The organism is Rathayibacter sp. Leaf299 (assembly GCF_001423055.1).
GTDB classification, from domain to species: domain Bacteria; phylum Actinomycetota; class Actinomycetes; order Actinomycetales; family Microbacteriaceae; genus Rathayibacter; species Rathayibacter caricis.
Genome location: NZ_LMNT01000002.1, coordinates 503,688 through 518,843, shown reverse-complemented (window position 1 = coordinate 518,843; position 15,156 = coordinate 503,688). Strand labels below are relative to the sequence as shown.

The following is a 15,156-nucleotide window of genomic DNA, read 5'->3' as shown; positions in this document are numbered from 1 at the left end:
CTCGCTCAGGGGACCAGCACCACCTTGCCGCGAGCGCGGCCGGAGGCGACGAGCTCGAGGGCTGCGGCCGCCTCGGCGAGCGGGAACGAGGGTGCGAGGACGACCTCGAGCTCCCCCCGGCCCGCCGCGTCGAGGAGGGAGGCGCGGGCGGAGTCGCGGAGCGCGGTGCCGGGATCGGCGCCGGCTCCCCCGCCCAGCCGCAGCACGCCGCCGAGGCGCTCGGCGCGCTCGAAGCCCGCGATGGTGGCGATGCGGGAGCGGTCGGCGATCAGGGCGACCGAGACGTCGAGGGCCTCGTCGGTCCCCGCGGTGTCGAGGGCGGCGTCGACGCCGCCGGGAGCCGCTGCCCGCACGCGCTCCTCGAGACCCGGCCCGTAGGCCAGCGGCTCGCCGCCGAAGCGCCGGACGACCGCCTCACCCCCGGCACCCGCCGTGCCCAGCACCCGCGCGCCACGGGCGACCGCGAGCTGCACCAGCAGGCTCCCCACCGCTCCGCTCGCCCCGTGCACGAGCACGGTCTCGCCGGCGGCGACCCGCACCGCCTCGAGCAGGTGCACGGCCGTGGTGCCGGTCAGCAGGAGCCCGGCCGCCGCCTCCCAGCCGAGCCCGGCGGGCTTGGGCAGGACGGAGGACGCCCGCGCGATCAGCTCCTCGCTCCAGCCACCTGCGACGCGGAAGGCCACGACCTCGTCGCCGACGTGCAGCGGACCGAGCGGGCCGACGGCGTCGTCGCCCACCGCGGTCACGACTCCCGACACCTCGGAGCCCGGGCGCACCGGAGTGCGGCCCTGCCCGAAGACGCCCTGCAGCAGCTTGGCGTCGGAGGGGTTCACTCCCGCCGCGCGGACGCGCACGCGCACCGCTCCGGGCCCCGGCTCGCCGAGCTCCACCTCGACCGCGCGCAGCGAGGCGCCCGAGTAGTCGTCCGCCTGCATCGCCAGGACCATGCCGTTCCCCCTCCGGGATCGCGGCCCGGGAAGGCCCGGGCGCGGCCGACGCTAGCACCGGCCGCCGACATCGCGGCAGCCGGTTCCCGTCGGTCCGAGAACGCGCGTTCCCTCGGCGCGTACGATGGGAGGATGCCCGCGCCCACCGCCGATCCCGACGTAGCGACGACCTCGTCGCGCGCCGAGGCCCCGTCCCCGCGCGCAGCGATCCCGTCCCCGCGCGCAGCGATCCCGTCCCCGCGCGCAGCGATCCTGGCCGCGGCCGACCGCCTCTACTACGAGCGCGGGATCCTGTCGGTGGGCATGGACGAGCTGCGCACCGCCGCGGGCGTCTCGCTGAAGCGCCTCTACGCGGAGTTCCCGAGCAAGGAGGCCGTCGTCGTGGCCGTGCTGCACGGCCGGCACGACGCCTGGACCGCCGGTGTCACCGCGCGGGTCGCCGGAGCCGACGGCGCGCGCGAGAAGCTGCTCGCGATCTACGACTTCCTCTTCGACTGGTTCTCGGAGGACACCTTCCGCGGCTGCGGGTTCATCAACGCCTTCGGCGAGCTGGGCTCCTCGAATCCGGCCGTGGCGCAGCTCGCCCGCGAGCACAAGGCGTCGTTCCAGCGCTTCCTCGCCGAGCTCGCCGAGCAGATCGGAGGCGACGCCGAGCTGGCGGCGCAGCTCGCGATCCTCGCGGAGGGCGCGCAGACGACCGCCGCGATCGCCGGGACGCCCGAGGCGGCCCTGCAGGCGCGCCGCGCGGCCGTGGTGCTGATCGACGCCGAAGCGCGTCGAGCCGCCTGACCGCGGGTCCCTACGCCTCGCCGCCCCCGGGCGGACCGACGATCAGCAGCGCCGTGAACACGACGGCCACGGCCGCGAGCACCAGCACTCCCGCGAGCACGGGCCGCACGAGCGCCCAGCGCAGCAGCCTGCTCGTCACCCGCTGATCGCGCGGGTCCTCGCCGGCGACCCGCCGCCAGCCGCCCTCGAGGAGCCCGCGGCGCTCGAAGCCGCGCTCGAGCGGCACGGTGGCGTACGGGATCACCGCGCTGGCGACCGCGAGGACCGTCGCTCCGATCGACCACCGCTGGTTCACCGAGAGCACGAGAGCGGCGGCGCCGTAGGCCAGGAAGGCGAAGCCGTGGATCGGACCGGCGACACTGACGGGCCAGTCGCCGACGCCGACGGCGTACTTCAGCAGCATGCCGACGATCAGGAGGGTCCAGGTCACCGCCTCGACGATCGAGAGGACGCGGAAGAGTCGACGGGGGCTCATGGCCGGGAGACTACGGCACCCCGGCTCCGGAGGACCTGAGCCGGACGACCGATGGCGCACTCAGCCCAGGACGTGCGTCAGCGACAGCGCCGACAGCGCTCCCACCGCGACGGCGGCGACGGTCGCGAGCAGCCCGTGCAGGCGCATCCGCGCCGGGGCGGTGACCTGTCCGCCCTGCAGCCCGGTCCACAGCTGGTCGGCGACGGCCGACGCCGAGGGCCGCTCGGCAGGATCGAGCGCGGTCATCGCGGCCAGCAGCGGGCGCCAGCGCTCGGGGACGTTCGCGGGCACCACCGGTGCGTGGTGCATCCGCTGCAGCGAGATCTCGAGCGTGGTGCCCTCGTAGGCGCGGCGGCCCGAGAGCGCCTCGAGCAGCACGAGACCGAGGGAGTAGACGTCGGAGGCGGGACCGACGGGGCCGGCTCCCACGCTCTCGGGGCTCAGGTAGCCGGCAGTGCCGACGAGCAGGTCGGGGCGGGTCAGCCGGGCGTCGTCGACTGCGCGGGCGATGCCGAAGTCGCTGAGCTTCGCCTCGCGGAGGGAGGCGCCGGCCGGCACGGGCCGCGAGCGCACGAGGACGTTCTCGGGCTTCACATCGCGGTGGAGCACTCCGCGGGCGTGCAGGTGGGCGAGCGCGTCGGCGACCTGAGCGCCGACCTCGGCGATCATCCGCTCGTCGGAGGAGGAGAACCAGGCGGCGGCCGGGTCGGCGGGGTCGAAGTACTCGAGGACGAGGTACGACAGCTCGCCCTCCTCGTGCGCGATCTCGCCCTGGTCGAGGATCTCGACGACGGCCGAGTGGCGGGAGTCGATGAGCAGGCGGATCTCGCGCTCGCGGCGCGAGCGCTCGTTGGGGGTGTCGGCGACGGCGCGGTGCACCTTCACGGCGACGGGACGGGCGAGGCGCTGGTCACGGGCCCGGTAGACGGTGGCGCTGCCGCCCTCGCCGATGCGCTCGAGCACCAGGTAGCGCCCGGCCAGGGTCGCTCCGAGGAGCGGATCCGCGACGGTGCCCGGGGGCAGGAGGTCGACCGTCTCGATCACGTCGCACCGCCCTCCGCCGAAATGGCTAGCTTGTCTAACTAGCTATGAGAGTTCTATCGGTACGGACCGCTCCCGCACAAGCCGGTCGCCCGGGGTTCCCGATCACTAGATGTTCTTGCTACACGACTGTCTAGACTGTCCTGCATGGACGACGTCGCGACCCCTCGACCCGGAGCCTTCTGGTTCCCGGGCGAGACGAGCGAGCCCGGAGCCGTCGAGGTCCTCGCCGCGATGCGAGCCTTCCGGACCGCCGAGACCGCGATGCGCCGCCGCACGCGCGGATCGATGGGCATGGGCGAGAACGACCTGCTCGCGGTGCAGTTCCTGATGCGCCGTCAGCAGACCGGCCAGCACGTGAGCCCGAAGGACCTCGCCGCCTACCTCGGCATCTCCTCCGCGTCGACGACCGTGCTGATCGACCGGCTCGTGAAGAGCGGTCACGTCGTGCGACAGCCCCACCCCAGCGATCGCCGCGCGATCCGCATCGTCGCGACCCCCACCTCCCACCGCGAGGTGCGCGAGACGCTCGACGAGATGCACCGCCGGATGCTCGAAGCGGCCGAGAGGCTCGACGCGACCGAGGCGGGGACGATCATCCGCTTCCTCCAGACGATGCGGGACATCGTCGAGAACCCGACCGAGACGGCCGACATCGCCTTCGCCGACCAGGCCTTCGCCGACGAGCTCGTGGACAGCACGCAGGAGCGCCGACGCGCCTGAGGTCGCCCGCGACCCCGCTCCGCCGACTCGGAGTTCTCGATCTCCGTTCACCTCCGGGCGATACCGTCGATCCGTCGTGCGCACAAGGCCTGGCGCATTCTCTTCGACACGGGGCGGGGCATTATCGGCGGAGCGGCATCCGGTCAATCCCCCTGGTGCTGTTAGCTAGCTTGACTAGTAGGAAGCCTGTCTAGCGATATGCTGATCGGACCGCACCCACTCGTCTGATCGGAGAAGATCATGGGCAACATCCTGTACGGAACGCCTCCCGCCGCCATCGAGGTCGAGGACCGGGCTCTCGCCCACCTCCAGATCGTGATCATCAACAAGTTCCGCCGTGACGAGCGCTTCCTGCTGACCCTGGACGCCTCCCCCCAGGCCGGCACCGGCCGCCGCGGGGTCTGGATGCACCCGACCATCCCGATCCAGTTCGAGTTCAAGGGCAGCCGCCAGCCCACGATCAACCCGGAGTGGGTCGAGTCGCTGATGGAGCGGGCGAACAGCGGAGCGGGCCTGCGCATCGTGCCCGAGCCCGCTACGCAGGCCGCCGTGCCGCTGCGCCGCGCCGAGCCCGCCGCCTAGCCCCACCGGCCACCACTCCCCCGGATCCGACGACTCCCGATCGACGAGCCGATCCGGCAGCAGCACCCACGAAGGTCCGCTCCTCTCTGGAGCGGGCCTTCGTCGCGTCCGGGTACAGCACGGATCGCTCTTCCTCGCAATTCGCTCGAAGGTGGTTGACATTTCCCGCCACCGGGTGATGACGAGCCCTACACTTCGAGGGCGGTGCAGGGGACGTTCCGGCGGGCTCGTCCTCGCACCGCACGCATGGCCGGTCGCCGGCCCGGGTCCCCCTGCCCGAGGCCGGCGCCCGGATTCGAGGCGCATCCGACGCGCCGTGATCAGGTCCGCCACCCCTCAGGAGCCCGGCGACATGACCCTCGACACCACCTCCCGCACGAGCGGCAGCACCGACGACACGGACACCGACGACACGGACAGCACCGACGGCACCGACGGCGGTGCCGTCGACCAGACCGCCGCGGCGCCCGCGCAGGACCTCGCGCACCCCGGAGCGGTGTTCACCGCCGTCACCTCGGGCGGCCTCGAGCAGTGGCGGATCGTCGCCGTCCTCGGCATCCGCGTGCTCGCCGAACGCCTCGAGGGCACCGCGAGTCCCGCCGGGACCGAGCGCCGCAGCTTCACGCTCCGCTTCGTGCGCTACCGGCTCTCGCTGCCGTCCGAGATCGCGCCGGAGTCGCAGGAGGCGCTGGAGCGACGCGACCGGCGCTGACCTCGGCGCCGCTAGAGCGCCGGCTCCGGTCGCACCGACAGCGGCAGCCGCGCGAACAGCCGGTCGAACACGGCCCGGCGGTCGAAGCGCAACGCGTACTCGCGCGCAGCCACCGCGAGGCGTGCCCGCTCGGCGTCATCGAGCTCGAGGATCGCGTGGTCCAGCAGAGCGGCGATCGCATCCGGGTCCTCGACGGGAGTGATGAACGCGTGCTCGCCGATCGCCTCGCCGATCCCGCCGGTGAGTGTCGTGATCACGGGGCCGCCTCCGGCGAGCATCTTCTCGGCGAGCGCGATGCCGAAGGTCTCGACGAACTCCGGGCGCGGCTTGCTGGGCAGCACGAAGGCCGAGCATCCGGCCATCAGGTAGGGCTTCTCGGCGTCGCCCACGTCGTCGAGGAAGCGGATGCGGTGCGCCAGCGGTGACGCCGCCGCGATCCGGCGCAGCTCCGCCTCCTGGGGACCGCGTCCCGCGATGACGAGCTCGTGCTGCTCGTGCACGCGGCTGCGCTCGTAGCCGGCGATGAGGTCCTCGACTCCCTTGGCCTCGGTGAGGCGGGAGAGGAACAGCACGTAGCCGTCCTTGCGCAGTCCGCGGGCGCGCACGAGGTCCTCGAGGGCGACCGGGTCGAGGTCGGAGTAGGCGTCGGAGTCGATCGCCGGGTACGAGATCTCGATGCGGGCGCGGCACTGCTCGGCGAAGCGGGTGCCGTGCGCGGCGTCGATCCGCTCGGCCTCCTCGACGATGAGGTCGCGGGTGTACTCCGACACCGCGACGCAGTGGTCCTGCGAGAGGTAGGAGGCGAAGATGTGGGCGGCGGCGCCCAGGCGCCCCTCCTCCACGGCCCGGCGGACGACGTTGGTGACGTCCGAGCCGACCGCCTCCGCGACCGTGGTGACGTCGACGGGGAGCCCGGTGCTCCAGGCCGCGCGCAGCGCATCCGCCACCGCGATCGTGTGGGGGCTGAGGTAGAGCGAGAGGCAGACGGTGGGCACGCCGTCGGTGAAGAGCTCGACCAGGCGGCCGATCATGCCGGCGAGGTAGCGGCCGTCCGGCACCTTGTAGTCGCCCACCGGGGCCGGTCGCTCGACGATGATGCCGTCGCTGTAGGGCAGCACCGCGTCCAGCGGCTTCAGCGGCAGGCCCGCCGCCTCGAGGCGCTCGATCGGCCAGGTGACGATGCGGACCTCGTCGAAGCCGCGCTCGCGAGCCGTCTCGGCCAGGTTGCGCGCCTCGACCGAGTGGCCGCAGATCACCGGATCCGCCCGGACGACGATCACGAGCCGGTTCTGCACGGTGCTCGCGTGAGTGCTCTGGTCCATGGTCTCCTCCTAGGGCTGGATGATGCTGGGCTGGATGGTGCTGGTGGTCATGGCGGCGAGCCGCGCGGGATGCGACGGCGGCCGGTGCTCCGGGGCGGTCGCCCACTCCGACGGCTCGGGCCCGAGGTGCAGGGTGAGCTCGCCGCCGCGGTGCAGCTCGGCGGCGCTCAGGACGCTCGCCTCGAGCGGCGCTCCGTTCAGCTCGGCCGACTGCACGTACTGCACCTGCCCCCCGGGCACGGGCTCGACGAAACCGGTCGTGCGGATCTCGAAGTCGGCGCCGCCGACGGCCACGGACACGCGGGAGTACGCGGGGGCGTTCACGAGGAGCAGCCCCTGCCCCGCGACGGGGAACAGGCCCAGACCCGCCCAGACGTACCAGGAGCTCAGGCCTCCGGAGTCGTCGTTGCCGGGCAGTCCGCCGCGGCCGGTGCCGAAGCGCTGGTGCAGCACGCCGTGCACGATCTCGGCCGTGCGGTCGGGCCGGCCGGCGTAGTGGTAGGCCCACGGCGACTCCATGTCGGGCTCGTTGTTGAGCCCCTCGAAGCGCCCGAGCGCTGCACCCGCGAGCATCTCGGCGCGGTCGGGCCGGAGTCCGGGCTGGCGCACCGGCTCGGCGCCGTAGCCGAAGAACTCGTCGAGCTGCGCGACGAAGGAGTCGTCCCCTCCGCTCAGCGCGATGCGCCCCGCCATGTCGTGCAGCAGGCGGAAGGAGTAGTTGTGCCGCGTGCCCTCGTAGTAGGTCGAGTCCTTCAGCAGGCCCGTCCGCAGGTCGAAGGCGTTCACCCACTGCGCCGCGCGCTCCTCGAGCTGCTCGGCGAGCACCCGGTCTCCGACGTGACGCGCGACGACCGCGGTGCACCAGTAGCCGTGGGCGAGGTCGAGGGTGTGGCTGATCGGATGCGCCTCGCCGGCCGCGAGGAACTCCTCGCCGTAGGTGCGCTTGAGGTCCTCCGCCATGTGCACGAGGGCCGCCTCCCAGTCGATGCCGGGCAGACCCAGTCGGCAGAGGTCGGCGAGGAAGGTGTGCGCGAGGGCGCTGCCCTGCCGCGAGAAACGGTCGCTGCCCTTCGCCATCCGGTAGCCGATCGGGAAGTTGCCCTCCTCCTCGCAGATGGTCAGCAGGGCCGCCGCGATCTCGACGGCGCGCTCGGGCAGCAGCGCCGTGAGCAGCGGGAGCTGGGTGCGGTAGATGTCCCACATGGTGCTGATGTCGAAGACGAACGGACCGTCGGTCGGCCAGAACGGGCTCTCGGAGGGAGCGAGGCACGGCTTGATCAGCGAGTGGTACAGCGCGGTCGAGAAGACGGTCTCGCGGTCGACGGACGTCGTGTCGACGGCGATCCGGCGCAGGTGCTTCCGCCACGTCTTGCGGGTGCGGTCGCGGCGCTGGTCGAAGCCGGTGCCGGTCGGCGGCACGTCGCGGTGCAGGTTCTCGCGGGCGCGCTCCGTGCCGCGGAGGGAGAAGCCCATCCGGAGCTCCACGGTCGTGCCGGGCTCGCTCGGTCCCGCCCACATCAGGCCGAACGGGCGGAGGGTCGTCGGCCGGATGTGGTCGAAGTCGAGCCGCGTGCCGCCCGGCATCAGCCGGCGGTCGTACCAGAGCATCTGGCGCCACTGCAGCGCGTCGCACTCGAGGTGCACGGCCAGCGGAGCGCCCTCCATCACGATCTCGCCGCTCGCGACGCCGGGCGAGATCGAGCGCAGCTGCGCGCGCAGCGGGATCGTCGCTCCGCTCGGGATCGCGAGGCCGCCGAGCGACAGGTCGACGACGACGCGGGCGCTGCGGTGGCGCGGGAACGTGTAGCGGTGCACCGCCGAGGCGGGGCCGACCGTGAGCTCAGCGCGCACTCCCGAGGAGAGGGTCGCGGCGTAGTAGCCCGGCTCGGCGACCTCGTCGACGACGTCCCAGCTGCGGCCGAGCTCGTCGAGCGGCTCGATCATCGGCGTGACGCGGAGGTAGTTGTAGTACTTCCGGATCGCGCCGGTGCCCGACTGCTGGAAATGGCTGAAGCCCGACGCCTCGATGCCCTCGCGGATCCGCGGAGGGACTCCCTCCAGCGCCAGGTCGTAGCGTCCGTAGCCCGTCGGGTACGCCCCGGAGTAGGAGCACGCCGAGACCATGCCCAGCGGGTACGTCGCGCCCGGATGCGTGTTGCCTATCTGCGGCTTCGGCGACCACCAGGTCGCGGCGAGGCCGACGGGATCCGGGAGGTCCGTGGGCTCCGTGCCGAGGAACGGGTCGACCCGCTCGATCATGCTCCGCTCACCGCCGCCGCCATGCCGTGACGCTAGGGGCGGTCGGTGTCATCGGAGTGACGCGGAGACGACGGGACGGCGACGGTCGGGAGACCGGGGAGGGGCGCCGGGACCCGCCCTACGGGATCAGCCTCTCGGCGCGGTAGCGGTCGAACAGCGCGGTGAAGGAGTCGACCGTGCGGTGGTGCAGCGTGAATCCGGCGAGGCGGGACTTGCTGATGTCGGTGACGACCTCGATCCCGCGGCCGAGGTCGGCGTCGGTGTGCCACCAGGAGGCGACGCGGGCGAGGTCGGGCTCGATCAGGCCGTGCTGCTCGATCAGGCGCTGCCAGACCGGCTGCACGTCGGCCATCTGCTGCTCGAGCGGCTGCGGCTGCTCCCCCGGGCCCACCGGCTCCACGCCGAAGTACTCGGCCAGGCGCGTCCACATCCAGCGCCAGCGGAACACGTCGCCGTTGACGACGTTGAACGCCCCGTCGCGGCCGGCCTCGGAGGTCGCGGCCCACACCATCTGCGCGGCGAGCACGGTGGCATCCGTCATGTCGGTGAGGCCGTTCCACTGGGTGAGCGAGCCCGGGAACACGAACGGCTCTCCGAGCTCGCGCTGGATCGAGGCATAGACCGCGAGGGTCAGTCCCATGTTCATCGCGTTGCCGACCGCGTGGCCGATCACCGTGTGCGAGCGGTGCACCGACCAGGTGAAGCCCGCGCGCTCGGCGGCGGCGAAGAGCTCGTCCTCCTGCGCGTAGTAGAAGTTCGGAGCGTCCAGGCGCTCCTCCTCCTCGTGGAACGGGGTGTCGGGCATCGCGCCCTGTCCGTAGGCCTCGAAGGGTCCGAGGTAGTGCTTGAGCCCGGTGACCAGGGCGACGTGCTCGAGCGGCGCGTGCGCCAGTGCTGCGAGGAGGTCGCGGACCATGCCGGCGTTGACGGCGATGTTCTCCTCCTCCGTCTCCTGGCGCGACCAGGCGGTGAAGAAGACGTGGGTGGGGCGCTCTTCGGCGAGGACGCGGGCGAGGTCCTCGGCCGAGCGGAGGTCGGCCGACAGGGGGCGGACACCGGGCCGCTCGGCGATCGGCCGGCGGGAGAGTGCGGTCACGGGCCAGCCCTGCTCCGTCAGCAGGTCGACGAGGGCGGAGCCGCCGATGCCGGTCGCACCGACGACGAGGGCGCGGCGGTCGGTCGCGGCGGCGTCGGAGTCGGAGGCAGTGGCGGAGGAGATGGACGGGGTGGAGGAGGTGGACGGGGTGGACGGGTGCGTCGAAGTCATCCCCAGGGGCAACGCCGACCGCCGCGAGGCATTCCCTGCCGGGTCCCGCCGTGACCTTCCTCCCCAGGCGACTCGTCCGTTCCTCCCTCCCCGTAACACCTGGACACAGACGGCGGCCCGCCACCGCCGGCGGCTACCGTCGCACCCGTGCCGCCGACTCCGGCGCGCCGATCGAGAGGAGCCGACATGCCTGTCGCCACCACCGCCGCACCCACCGCGACGACCGAGCAGGTCCCCTACGAGACCCTCGCCGCGCGCTTCCGGCCGCTCTTCGCCGAGATCGCGGTGGGCGCCTCCGCCCGCGAGCGCGACCACGTGCTGCCCGCCGAGCAGATCCGAGCCCTCGCCGAGGCCGGGTTCGGCGCCGTCCGCGTCCCGATCGAGAACGGAGGAGCGGGGGCGTCGCTCCCCCAGCTCTTCCGCCTGCTGACCGAGCTCGCGGCGGCCGACTCCAACATCCCGCAGGCCTTGCGCGGCCACTTCGCTCTCGTCGAGGACCGCCTGGTCGCGACCGACGGCACCCGCGAGCGCTGGCTGTCGCGCTTCGCCGACGGGCAGCTCGGCGGCAACGCCTGGACCGAGATCGGCACCGTCGCGATCGGCGACGTGAACACGAAGGTCAGCCCGATCGAGGGCGACCCGACCCGGTTCCGCGTGAACGGCACCAAGTACTACTCCACCGGCAGCATCTTCGCCGACTGGATCGACACCTTCGCCCAGCGCTCCGACACCGGTGCGACGGTGATCGCGATCGTCGACGCGCACCAGAGCGGAGTGACGCACGCCGACGACTGGGACGGCTTCGGCCAGCGCACCACCGGCTCCGGCACGAGCACCTTCGTCGACGCGGAGGTCGCCGCCGAGGACGTGATCGACTTCGGGACCCGGTTCCGCTACCAGACCGCGTTCTACCAGGCGGTGCTGCTGTCGGTGCTCGCGGGGTCGATCGCCGCCGCCGAGCGGGAGCTCGCCGAAGCGGTCCGCGCCCGCACCCGCATCTACTCGCACGGCAACGCCGACTCCTATGCGGCCGACCCGCAGATCCTGCAGGTCGTCGGCCAGGTCTCGGCGGCCGCGTGGGCGGGCTCGGCGATCGTCGAGAAGGCCGCGCAGGCCCTGCAGCTCGCGCACGACGCCGCCTCCGGCGACGATCTCGTGCAGGAGGAGCACCTGAACGACCTCGCGGAGCTCGAGACGGCCCAGGCGCAGATCGTGCTGACGCAGCTCGCCACCCGCGCGACCTCCGACGTCTTCGACGCGCTCGGTGCCTCCGGAGTGAGCACCTCGAAGAACCTCGACCGGCACTGGCGCAACGCGCGCACCGCCGCCAGCCACAACCCGTGGGTCTTCAAGGCGCGGATCGTCGGCGATCACTCCGTGACCGGGGCACTTCCTCCGCGGGTCTGGTCGATCGGTGCGGGACCCGGGCGTCGCGGGTAGCCTCGGCGCAGGGGCAGCACCCGCGACGAAGGGGGACGACGATGAGCCGGTTCACGAGGGACAGCATCGGGCCGACACGAAGCACGATGCGGACACGCACGGTGCCGCTGGGCCTCGGCCTCCTGCTGGTGCTCGCTCTGACCGGGTGCACGGAGCCCGCGCCGGTCGACACGGTGGCTCCGTCGGCGACGACGACGGCCACCCGCGCTCCCGCCGCGACTCCGACCGCCACCGCCGCGGCTGCCACTCCGACCGCGGAGTCGCCGACGGGCGAGACGGCGGCGCCGGCGGCCGAGACTCCCGCTGCGGAAGCACCCGCTGCGGAAGCACCGGCCGCGGAAGCACCCTCGGCCCCGGTCGCCGGCGGCCTCACTCCCTGCCCCGAGCTGCTCACCGCGGCGGAGCTCGCCGACCTCGAGTCCGAGGGGCTGCGGCTGAATCCGGAGCCCGCGACGTACTTCGACTACCCGATCGTCGAGGAGATGCAGCAGGCCGGCCTGCTCTGCCGCTGGACCGGGCAGGGCGACGTGTACGTCGTCGTCGGCCAGCTCGCCCTGAGTGACGAGCAGTGGCCGACCGCCCGGGAGGGGTTCCTGTCCGAGGGCTTCACGGTGGACGACGCCTCGGCTCCCGGATTCCTCAACGGACCCGACGTCGAGGACGAGAGCTACCCCGGACGCGGCGTGCTGCACAGCGACGGCGTCCTCTACTACGTCAGCTACCCGGGGATCCTGCCCTCGGTCGTGCCGCTGGCCGGCTGACGGCTTCCCGCCTCGTCCCTTCATGGGGGACATCCCCGGTAACGTCGGGGGGTGAGACTTCCGTGGCAGGACCGGGGCGGGCGCGAGAGGCTTCCGCGCGACGTCCTCGTCCTCGGGATCGTGGCGTTCTTCGTCATGCTCGGCTTCGGCGTCGTCGTGCCCGTGCTGCCGGTCTACGTGCGCAGCTTCGGGGTCGGCTACGTCGAGGTCGGAGCCGTCGTCTCGGCGTTCGCGCTGATGCGGCTGGTCGCGAATCCGTTCGTCGGACCGCTCGTCAACCGGCTCGGTGAGCGCGTGGTGCTCGCGACGGGCATCGGCATCGTGGCGCTCTCGAGCGCGCTGGTCGGCCTGGCGGGCGACTACGCGCACCTGCTGCTGCTGCGCGGCGCGGGCGGCATCGGGTCGGCGATGTTCTCGGTCGCCGCGATGACGCTCCTCCTGCGCACGGCGGCGCCCGAGCGGAGGGGCCGCTCGATCGGCTTCTACCAGGGCGGGTTCCTGCTCGGCGGCATGGCCGGGCCCGCCGTCGGCGGCGTGCTGACGGCGATCTCGCTGACCGCGCCGTTCTTCTTCTACTCGGGCACGCTGGCAGTCGCCGGACTCGTCGGCCTGGTCCTGCTGCGGCGGCCGGAGCGGGACGCGGATGCGGCGAAGGCCGCGGTCGTCACTCCGATGCGCGAGGTGATCCGCGATCGCCGCTACCAGAGCGCCGTGCTCGCGAACTTCGCGCTCGGCTGGTCGGCGATGGGCGTGCGGGCGACGCTCGTGCCCGTTCTCGTGGTCGAGGGCCTCGGCGACGATCCGGCGTGGACCGGCATCGCCTTCGCGATCGCCGCGGTCGTGCAGACCGTCGCGCTCGCTCCGGCCGGTCGCTTCGTCGACACGGTGGGTCGCCGCCCGGCGCTGATCGGCGGATTCGCGGTCGCGGCGCTGGCGATGCTCGCGATGCCGCTGGTGTCGGAGCTCTGGCTGCTCGTGCTGCTGCTCTGCTTCTACGGAGCGGCCGCCGCCTTCATGGGGACGGCGCCGGGCGCTCTCGTGGGCGACGCGGCGGGCGATCGCGGCGGGCGGCCCGTCTCGGTGTTCCAGGCGGCGTCCGACCTGGGCGGAGTGATCGGGCCCCTGCTCGCGGGAGCGCTGGCGGATGCGGCCTCGCCGACCGCCGCGTTCGGCTCGGCGTTCGTGCTGCTGGCGCTCACCGCGCTGGCCGGGCTGCGGATCCCGCGGAGCCGCGCGCTCTAGCTGTTGCGCCCGCGGGCGTCCACGGGCCAGACGGCCGCGCCGCCGTCGCGGGTGAGCACGCGGTACTCGTCGGCGAGGTTCACCGCGACGCAGACGTGGTTCGGAGCGATCCGCACGCGCGATCCGACCGGGAGGTCGAGCCCGGTGATCGTGGCGTGGTGCTCGGACAGCACGGTGACGCGCGCCTCCGGGTGCTCGGGCAGGCGCCCGAACCCGCTCGACACTGCGCCGCGGTCGGAGGAGAGCACCTTGCTCCCGGCATCGGTGATCAGCCGGTCGGCGCGGCGGGAGACGATCGTGGCGAGGACCGTGACCGCGATCGACTCGGGGCCGATCGTGCCCATCTCCCACTGCTGCGCGTCGCCGAGGGCGGACACCCCCGGTCGCAGCTCGGTGAGCACGCCGGGATCGGCGAAGTCGGCGGAGGGAGTCGATCCCCCGCTGATCACGCGGGCCTGGACGCCGACCGACGCGAGCGACGCGGCGGCCGCGGCGAGCGCCTCCGCTTCGTCGCGGGCCGCGGCGGCGCGCGCCTCGAGCGCGTAGCTGTGCCCGGGGAACGTGAAGACGCCGACCACGTCGAGCCCGGCGGCGACGGCGGCGGCCGCGACGCCGCCCGCCTCCTGCGGCGGGACTCCGCTGCGGTGGTGGCCCGAGTCGACCTCGACCACGACCTCCAGGCGCTCGCGCTCGGCGGCCGGGATCGCCGCGGCCGCGCGCTCGGCGGACTCCGCGGAGTCGACTCCGATGCGCACGCGCGCGGTCCGCAGGACCCGGCGCAGGCGTCCGGCGCGCTCGGCGTCGAGCCAGAGCGGGTAGGCGATGAACAGGTCGTCGCAGCCGCCCGCGGCGAAGACCTCGGCCTCGGCCACCGTCGCGACCGTGAGACCGACGGCGCCCGCCGCGAGCTGGCGGCGCGCGATCTCGAGCGACTTGTGCGTCTTGGCGTGCGGGCGCAGCGCCAGGCCGCGCTCGCGGACCCGGTCGGCGGTCGCCGCGATGTTCGCGTCGAGGACGGCCTCGTCGAGGACGAGCGCGGGGGTCACGAGGGCGTCGAGGACATGCGCGGGGGCGGAGGCGGAGGCGGAGGCGGAGGCGGAGGCGGAGGCGGAGGCGGAGGCGGAGGCGGAGGCGGAGGCGGAGGCGGAGGCCATGCTCCCGATCCTGACAGTTCCCGATCGCGTCGGCGAGGAGCAGAATGGCGCCATGAGCGCCTCCGTCGCCACCGTCGAGGAGTACCTCGCCGCGTTCCCGCTCGAGCGGCGGGCGAGGCTGGAAGAGGTGCGGCGCCTGCTCCTGCAGGCAGTCCCCGACGCCGAGGAGCGCATCCGCTACGGCATGCCCGCCGTGATGCTCGGCGTGCGCTACGCGATCCACTGGGCCGGGTGGAAGACGCACGTCGGCCTGCATCCGGTGCCGCGCCTGTCGCCCGAGCTCGAGCACGAGCTCGCGGCGCTGCGCACCGGGAAGGACACGGTGGCGCTGCCGTGGAACCGGGAGCTGCCGGCGGAGCTGGTGTCGCGGGTCGCCGAGGCGATCGTGGAGCTGCGGGCACCTGAGGGCACGGCTCCGCACTGACAGGCGCGCACTGACAAG

General features: G+C 73.3%; 15 protein-coding genes. 8 read left to right on the top strand and 7 right to left on the bottom strand.

What is annotated here, in order from left to right:
* Positions 1 to 5 precede the first annotated feature (5 nt).
* Positions 6 to 947: an NADP-dependent oxidoreductase gene (locus tag ASF48_RS09640; RefSeq protein WP_082481199.1), complete on the bottom strand. Its 942-nt coding sequence runs from the start codon at positions 945 to 947 to the stop codon at positions 6 to 8.
* Between the two features lie 132 nt (positions 948 to 1,079).
* Between ASF48_RS09640 and ASF48_RS09635 the strand changes: the two genes are divergently transcribed.
* Positions 1,080 to 1,736, top strand: a complete 657-nt coding sequence (locus ASF48_RS09635) for a TetR/AcrR family transcriptional regulator (protein ID WP_082481198.1) — start codon at positions 1,080 to 1,082, stop codon at positions 1,734 to 1,736.
* Between the two features lie 10 nt (positions 1,737 to 1,746).
* Here ASF48_RS09635 and ASF48_RS09630 read toward each other — a convergent pair whose 3' ends face one another.
* Together ASF48_RS09630 and ASF48_RS09625 are read right to left on the bottom strand one after the other, a co-directional pair.
* A complete protein-coding gene (locus tag ASF48_RS09630; protein ID WP_055790323.1) occupies positions 1,747 to 2,211 on the bottom strand; it encodes a DUF3817 domain-containing protein in 465 nt (154 codons plus the stop codon).
* A 60-nt stretch (positions 2,212 to 2,271) separates the two neighbouring features.
* Entirely contained in the window at positions 2,272 to 3,255 is a 984-nt protein-coding gene (locus tag ASF48_RS09625; RefSeq protein ID WP_055790321.1) for a serine/threonine-protein kinase, read from the bottom strand.
* Between the two features lie 144 nt (positions 3,256 to 3,399).
* On the opposite strand from ASF48_RS09625, the gene ASF48_RS09620 reads away from it, so the two are divergent.
* From ASF48_RS09620 to ASF48_RS09610, 3 genes are all read left to right on the top strand, one after another.
* Positions 3,400 to 3,975, top strand: coding sequence for a MarR family winged helix-turn-helix transcriptional regulator (locus ASF48_RS09620; RefSeq protein ID WP_082481196.1), 576 nt, complete (start codon positions 3,400 to 3,402; stop codon positions 3,973 to 3,975).
* Between the two features lie 240 nt (positions 3,976 to 4,215).
* Positions 4,216 to 4,557 carry a DUF7882 family protein gene (locus ASF48_RS09615; RefSeq protein WP_055790318.1) on the top strand — a complete coding sequence of 114 codons (342 nt, stop codon included), beginning with the start codon at positions 4,216 to 4,218 and terminating at the stop codon, positions 4,555 to 4,557.
* 352 nt (positions 4,558 to 4,909) lie between these two features.
* A complete protein-coding gene (locus tag ASF48_RS09610; protein WP_055790315.1) occupies positions 4,910 to 5,269 on the top strand; it encodes a hypothetical protein in 360 nt (119 codons plus the stop codon).
* 11 nt (positions 5,270 to 5,280) lie between these two features.
* Here the strand turns inward: ASF48_RS09610 and ASF48_RS09605 are convergent, their stop codons facing one another.
* The 3 genes from ASF48_RS09605 to ASF48_RS09595 form a co-directional block, all read right to left on the bottom strand.
* Positions 5,281 to 6,591 (bottom strand): glycosyltransferase, encoded by a 1,311-nt coding sequence (locus ASF48_RS09605; RefSeq protein ID WP_055790311.1) that lies wholly within the window; start codon positions 6,589 to 6,591, stop codon positions 5,281 to 5,283.
* 9 nt (positions 6,592 to 6,600) lie between these two features.
* Positions 6,601 to 8,850: a glycoside hydrolase domain-containing protein gene (locus ASF48_RS09600; protein ID WP_055790308.1), complete on the bottom strand. Its 2,250-nt coding sequence runs from the start codon at positions 8,848 to 8,850 to the stop codon at positions 6,601 to 6,603.
* 118 nt (positions 8,851 to 8,968) lie between these two features.
* Positions 8,969 to 10,117, bottom strand: a complete 1,149-nt coding sequence (locus ASF48_RS09595; RefSeq protein ID WP_055790305.1) for an SDR family oxidoreductase — start codon at positions 10,115 to 10,117, stop codon at positions 8,969 to 8,971.
* 186 nt (positions 10,118 to 10,303) lie between these two features.
* Here ASF48_RS09595 and ASF48_RS09590 point away from each other — a divergent pair, with 186 nt between their 5' ends.
* The 3 genes from ASF48_RS09590 (at position 10,304) to ASF48_RS09580 (ending at position 13,560) form a co-directional block, all read left to right on the top strand.
* Complete coding sequence (locus ASF48_RS09590) at positions 10,304 to 11,557, top strand: acyl-CoA dehydrogenase family protein (protein WP_055790302.1); 1,254 nt, start codon at positions 10,304 to 10,306, stop codon at positions 11,555 to 11,557.
* An 86-nt stretch (positions 11,558 to 11,643) separates the two neighbouring features.
* Positions 11,644 to 12,318, top strand: coding sequence for a hypothetical protein (locus ASF48_RS19420; RefSeq protein WP_157603129.1), 675 nt, complete (start codon positions 11,644 to 11,646; stop codon positions 12,316 to 12,318).
* A 51-nt stretch (positions 12,319 to 12,369) separates the two neighbouring features.
* Complete coding sequence (locus ASF48_RS09580) at positions 12,370 to 13,560, top strand: MFS transporter (protein WP_055790299.1); 1,191 nt, start codon at positions 12,370 to 12,372, stop codon at positions 13,558 to 13,560.
* Here ASF48_RS09580 and ASF48_RS09575 read toward each other — a convergent pair.
* The gene (locus ASF48_RS09575; protein ID WP_082481194.1) at positions 13,557 to 14,714 is read right to left on the bottom strand and encodes an alanine racemase; all 1,158 of its coding nucleotides are present in this window, start codon (positions 14,712 to 14,714) and stop codon (positions 13,557 to 13,559) included. The two genes, ASF48_RS09580 and ASF48_RS09575, sit on opposite strands and share 4 nt — an antisense overlap.
* Positions 14,715 to 14,766: 52 nt before the next feature.
* Between ASF48_RS09575 and ASF48_RS09570 the strand changes: the two genes are divergently transcribed.
* Positions 14,767 to 15,138, top strand: a complete 372-nt coding sequence (locus tag ASF48_RS09570) for an iron chaperone (RefSeq protein WP_055791480.1) — start codon at positions 14,767 to 14,769, stop codon at positions 15,136 to 15,138.
* Positions 15,139 to 15,156: the final 18 nt, after the last annotated feature.

Bases quoted from the DNA above. Each gene is read 5' to 3' on its own strand.
- ASF48_RS09595 (WP_055790305.1), bottom strand. From the start codon at position 10,117: ATGACTTCGACGCACCCGTCCACCCCGTCCACCTCCTCCACCCCGTCC.
- ASF48_RS09635 (WP_082481198.1), top strand. From the start codon at position 1,080: ATGCCCGCGCCCACCGCCGATCCCGACGTAGCGACGACCTCGTCGCGC.
- ASF48_RS09600 (WP_055790308.1), bottom strand. From the start codon at position 8,850: ATGATCGAGCGGGTCGACCCGTTCCTCGGCACGGAGCCCACGGACCTC.
- ASF48_RS09620 (WP_082481196.1), top strand. From the start codon at position 3,400: ATGGACGACGTCGCGACCCCTCGACCCGGAGCCTTCTGGTTCCCGGGC.
- ASF48_RS09630 (WP_055790323.1), bottom strand. From the start codon at position 2,211: ATGAGCCCCCGTCGACTCTTCCGCGTCCTCTCGATCGTCGAGGCGGTG.
- ASF48_RS09640 (WP_082481199.1), bottom strand. From the start codon at position 947: ATGGTCCTGGCGATGCAGGCGGACGACTACTCGGGCGCCTCGCTGCGC.
- ASF48_RS09605 (WP_055790311.1), bottom strand. From the start codon at position 6,591: ATGGACCAGAGCACTCACGCGAGCACCGTGCAGAACCGGCTCGTGATC.
- ASF48_RS09575 (WP_082481194.1), bottom strand. From the start codon at position 14,714: ATGGCCTCCGCCTCCGCCTCCGCCTCCGCCTCCGCCTCCGCCTCCGCC.
- ASF48_RS09570 (WP_055791480.1), top strand. From the start codon at position 14,767: ATGAGCGCCTCCGTCGCCACCGTCGAGGAGTACCTCGCCGCGTTCCCG.
- ASF48_RS09610 (WP_055790315.1), top strand. From the start codon at position 4,910: ATGACCCTCGACACCACCTCCCGCACGAGCGGCAGCACCGACGACACG.
- ASF48_RS09615 (WP_055790318.1), top strand. From the start codon at position 4,216: ATGGGCAACATCCTGTACGGAACGCCTCCCGCCGCCATCGAGGTCGAG.
- ASF48_RS09590 (WP_055790302.1), top strand. From the start codon at position 10,304: ATGCCTGTCGCCACCACCGCCGCACCCACCGCGACGACCGAGCAGGTC.
- ASF48_RS19420 (WP_157603129.1), top strand. From the start codon at position 11,644: ATGCGGACACGCACGGTGCCGCTGGGCCTCGGCCTCCTGCTGGTGCTC.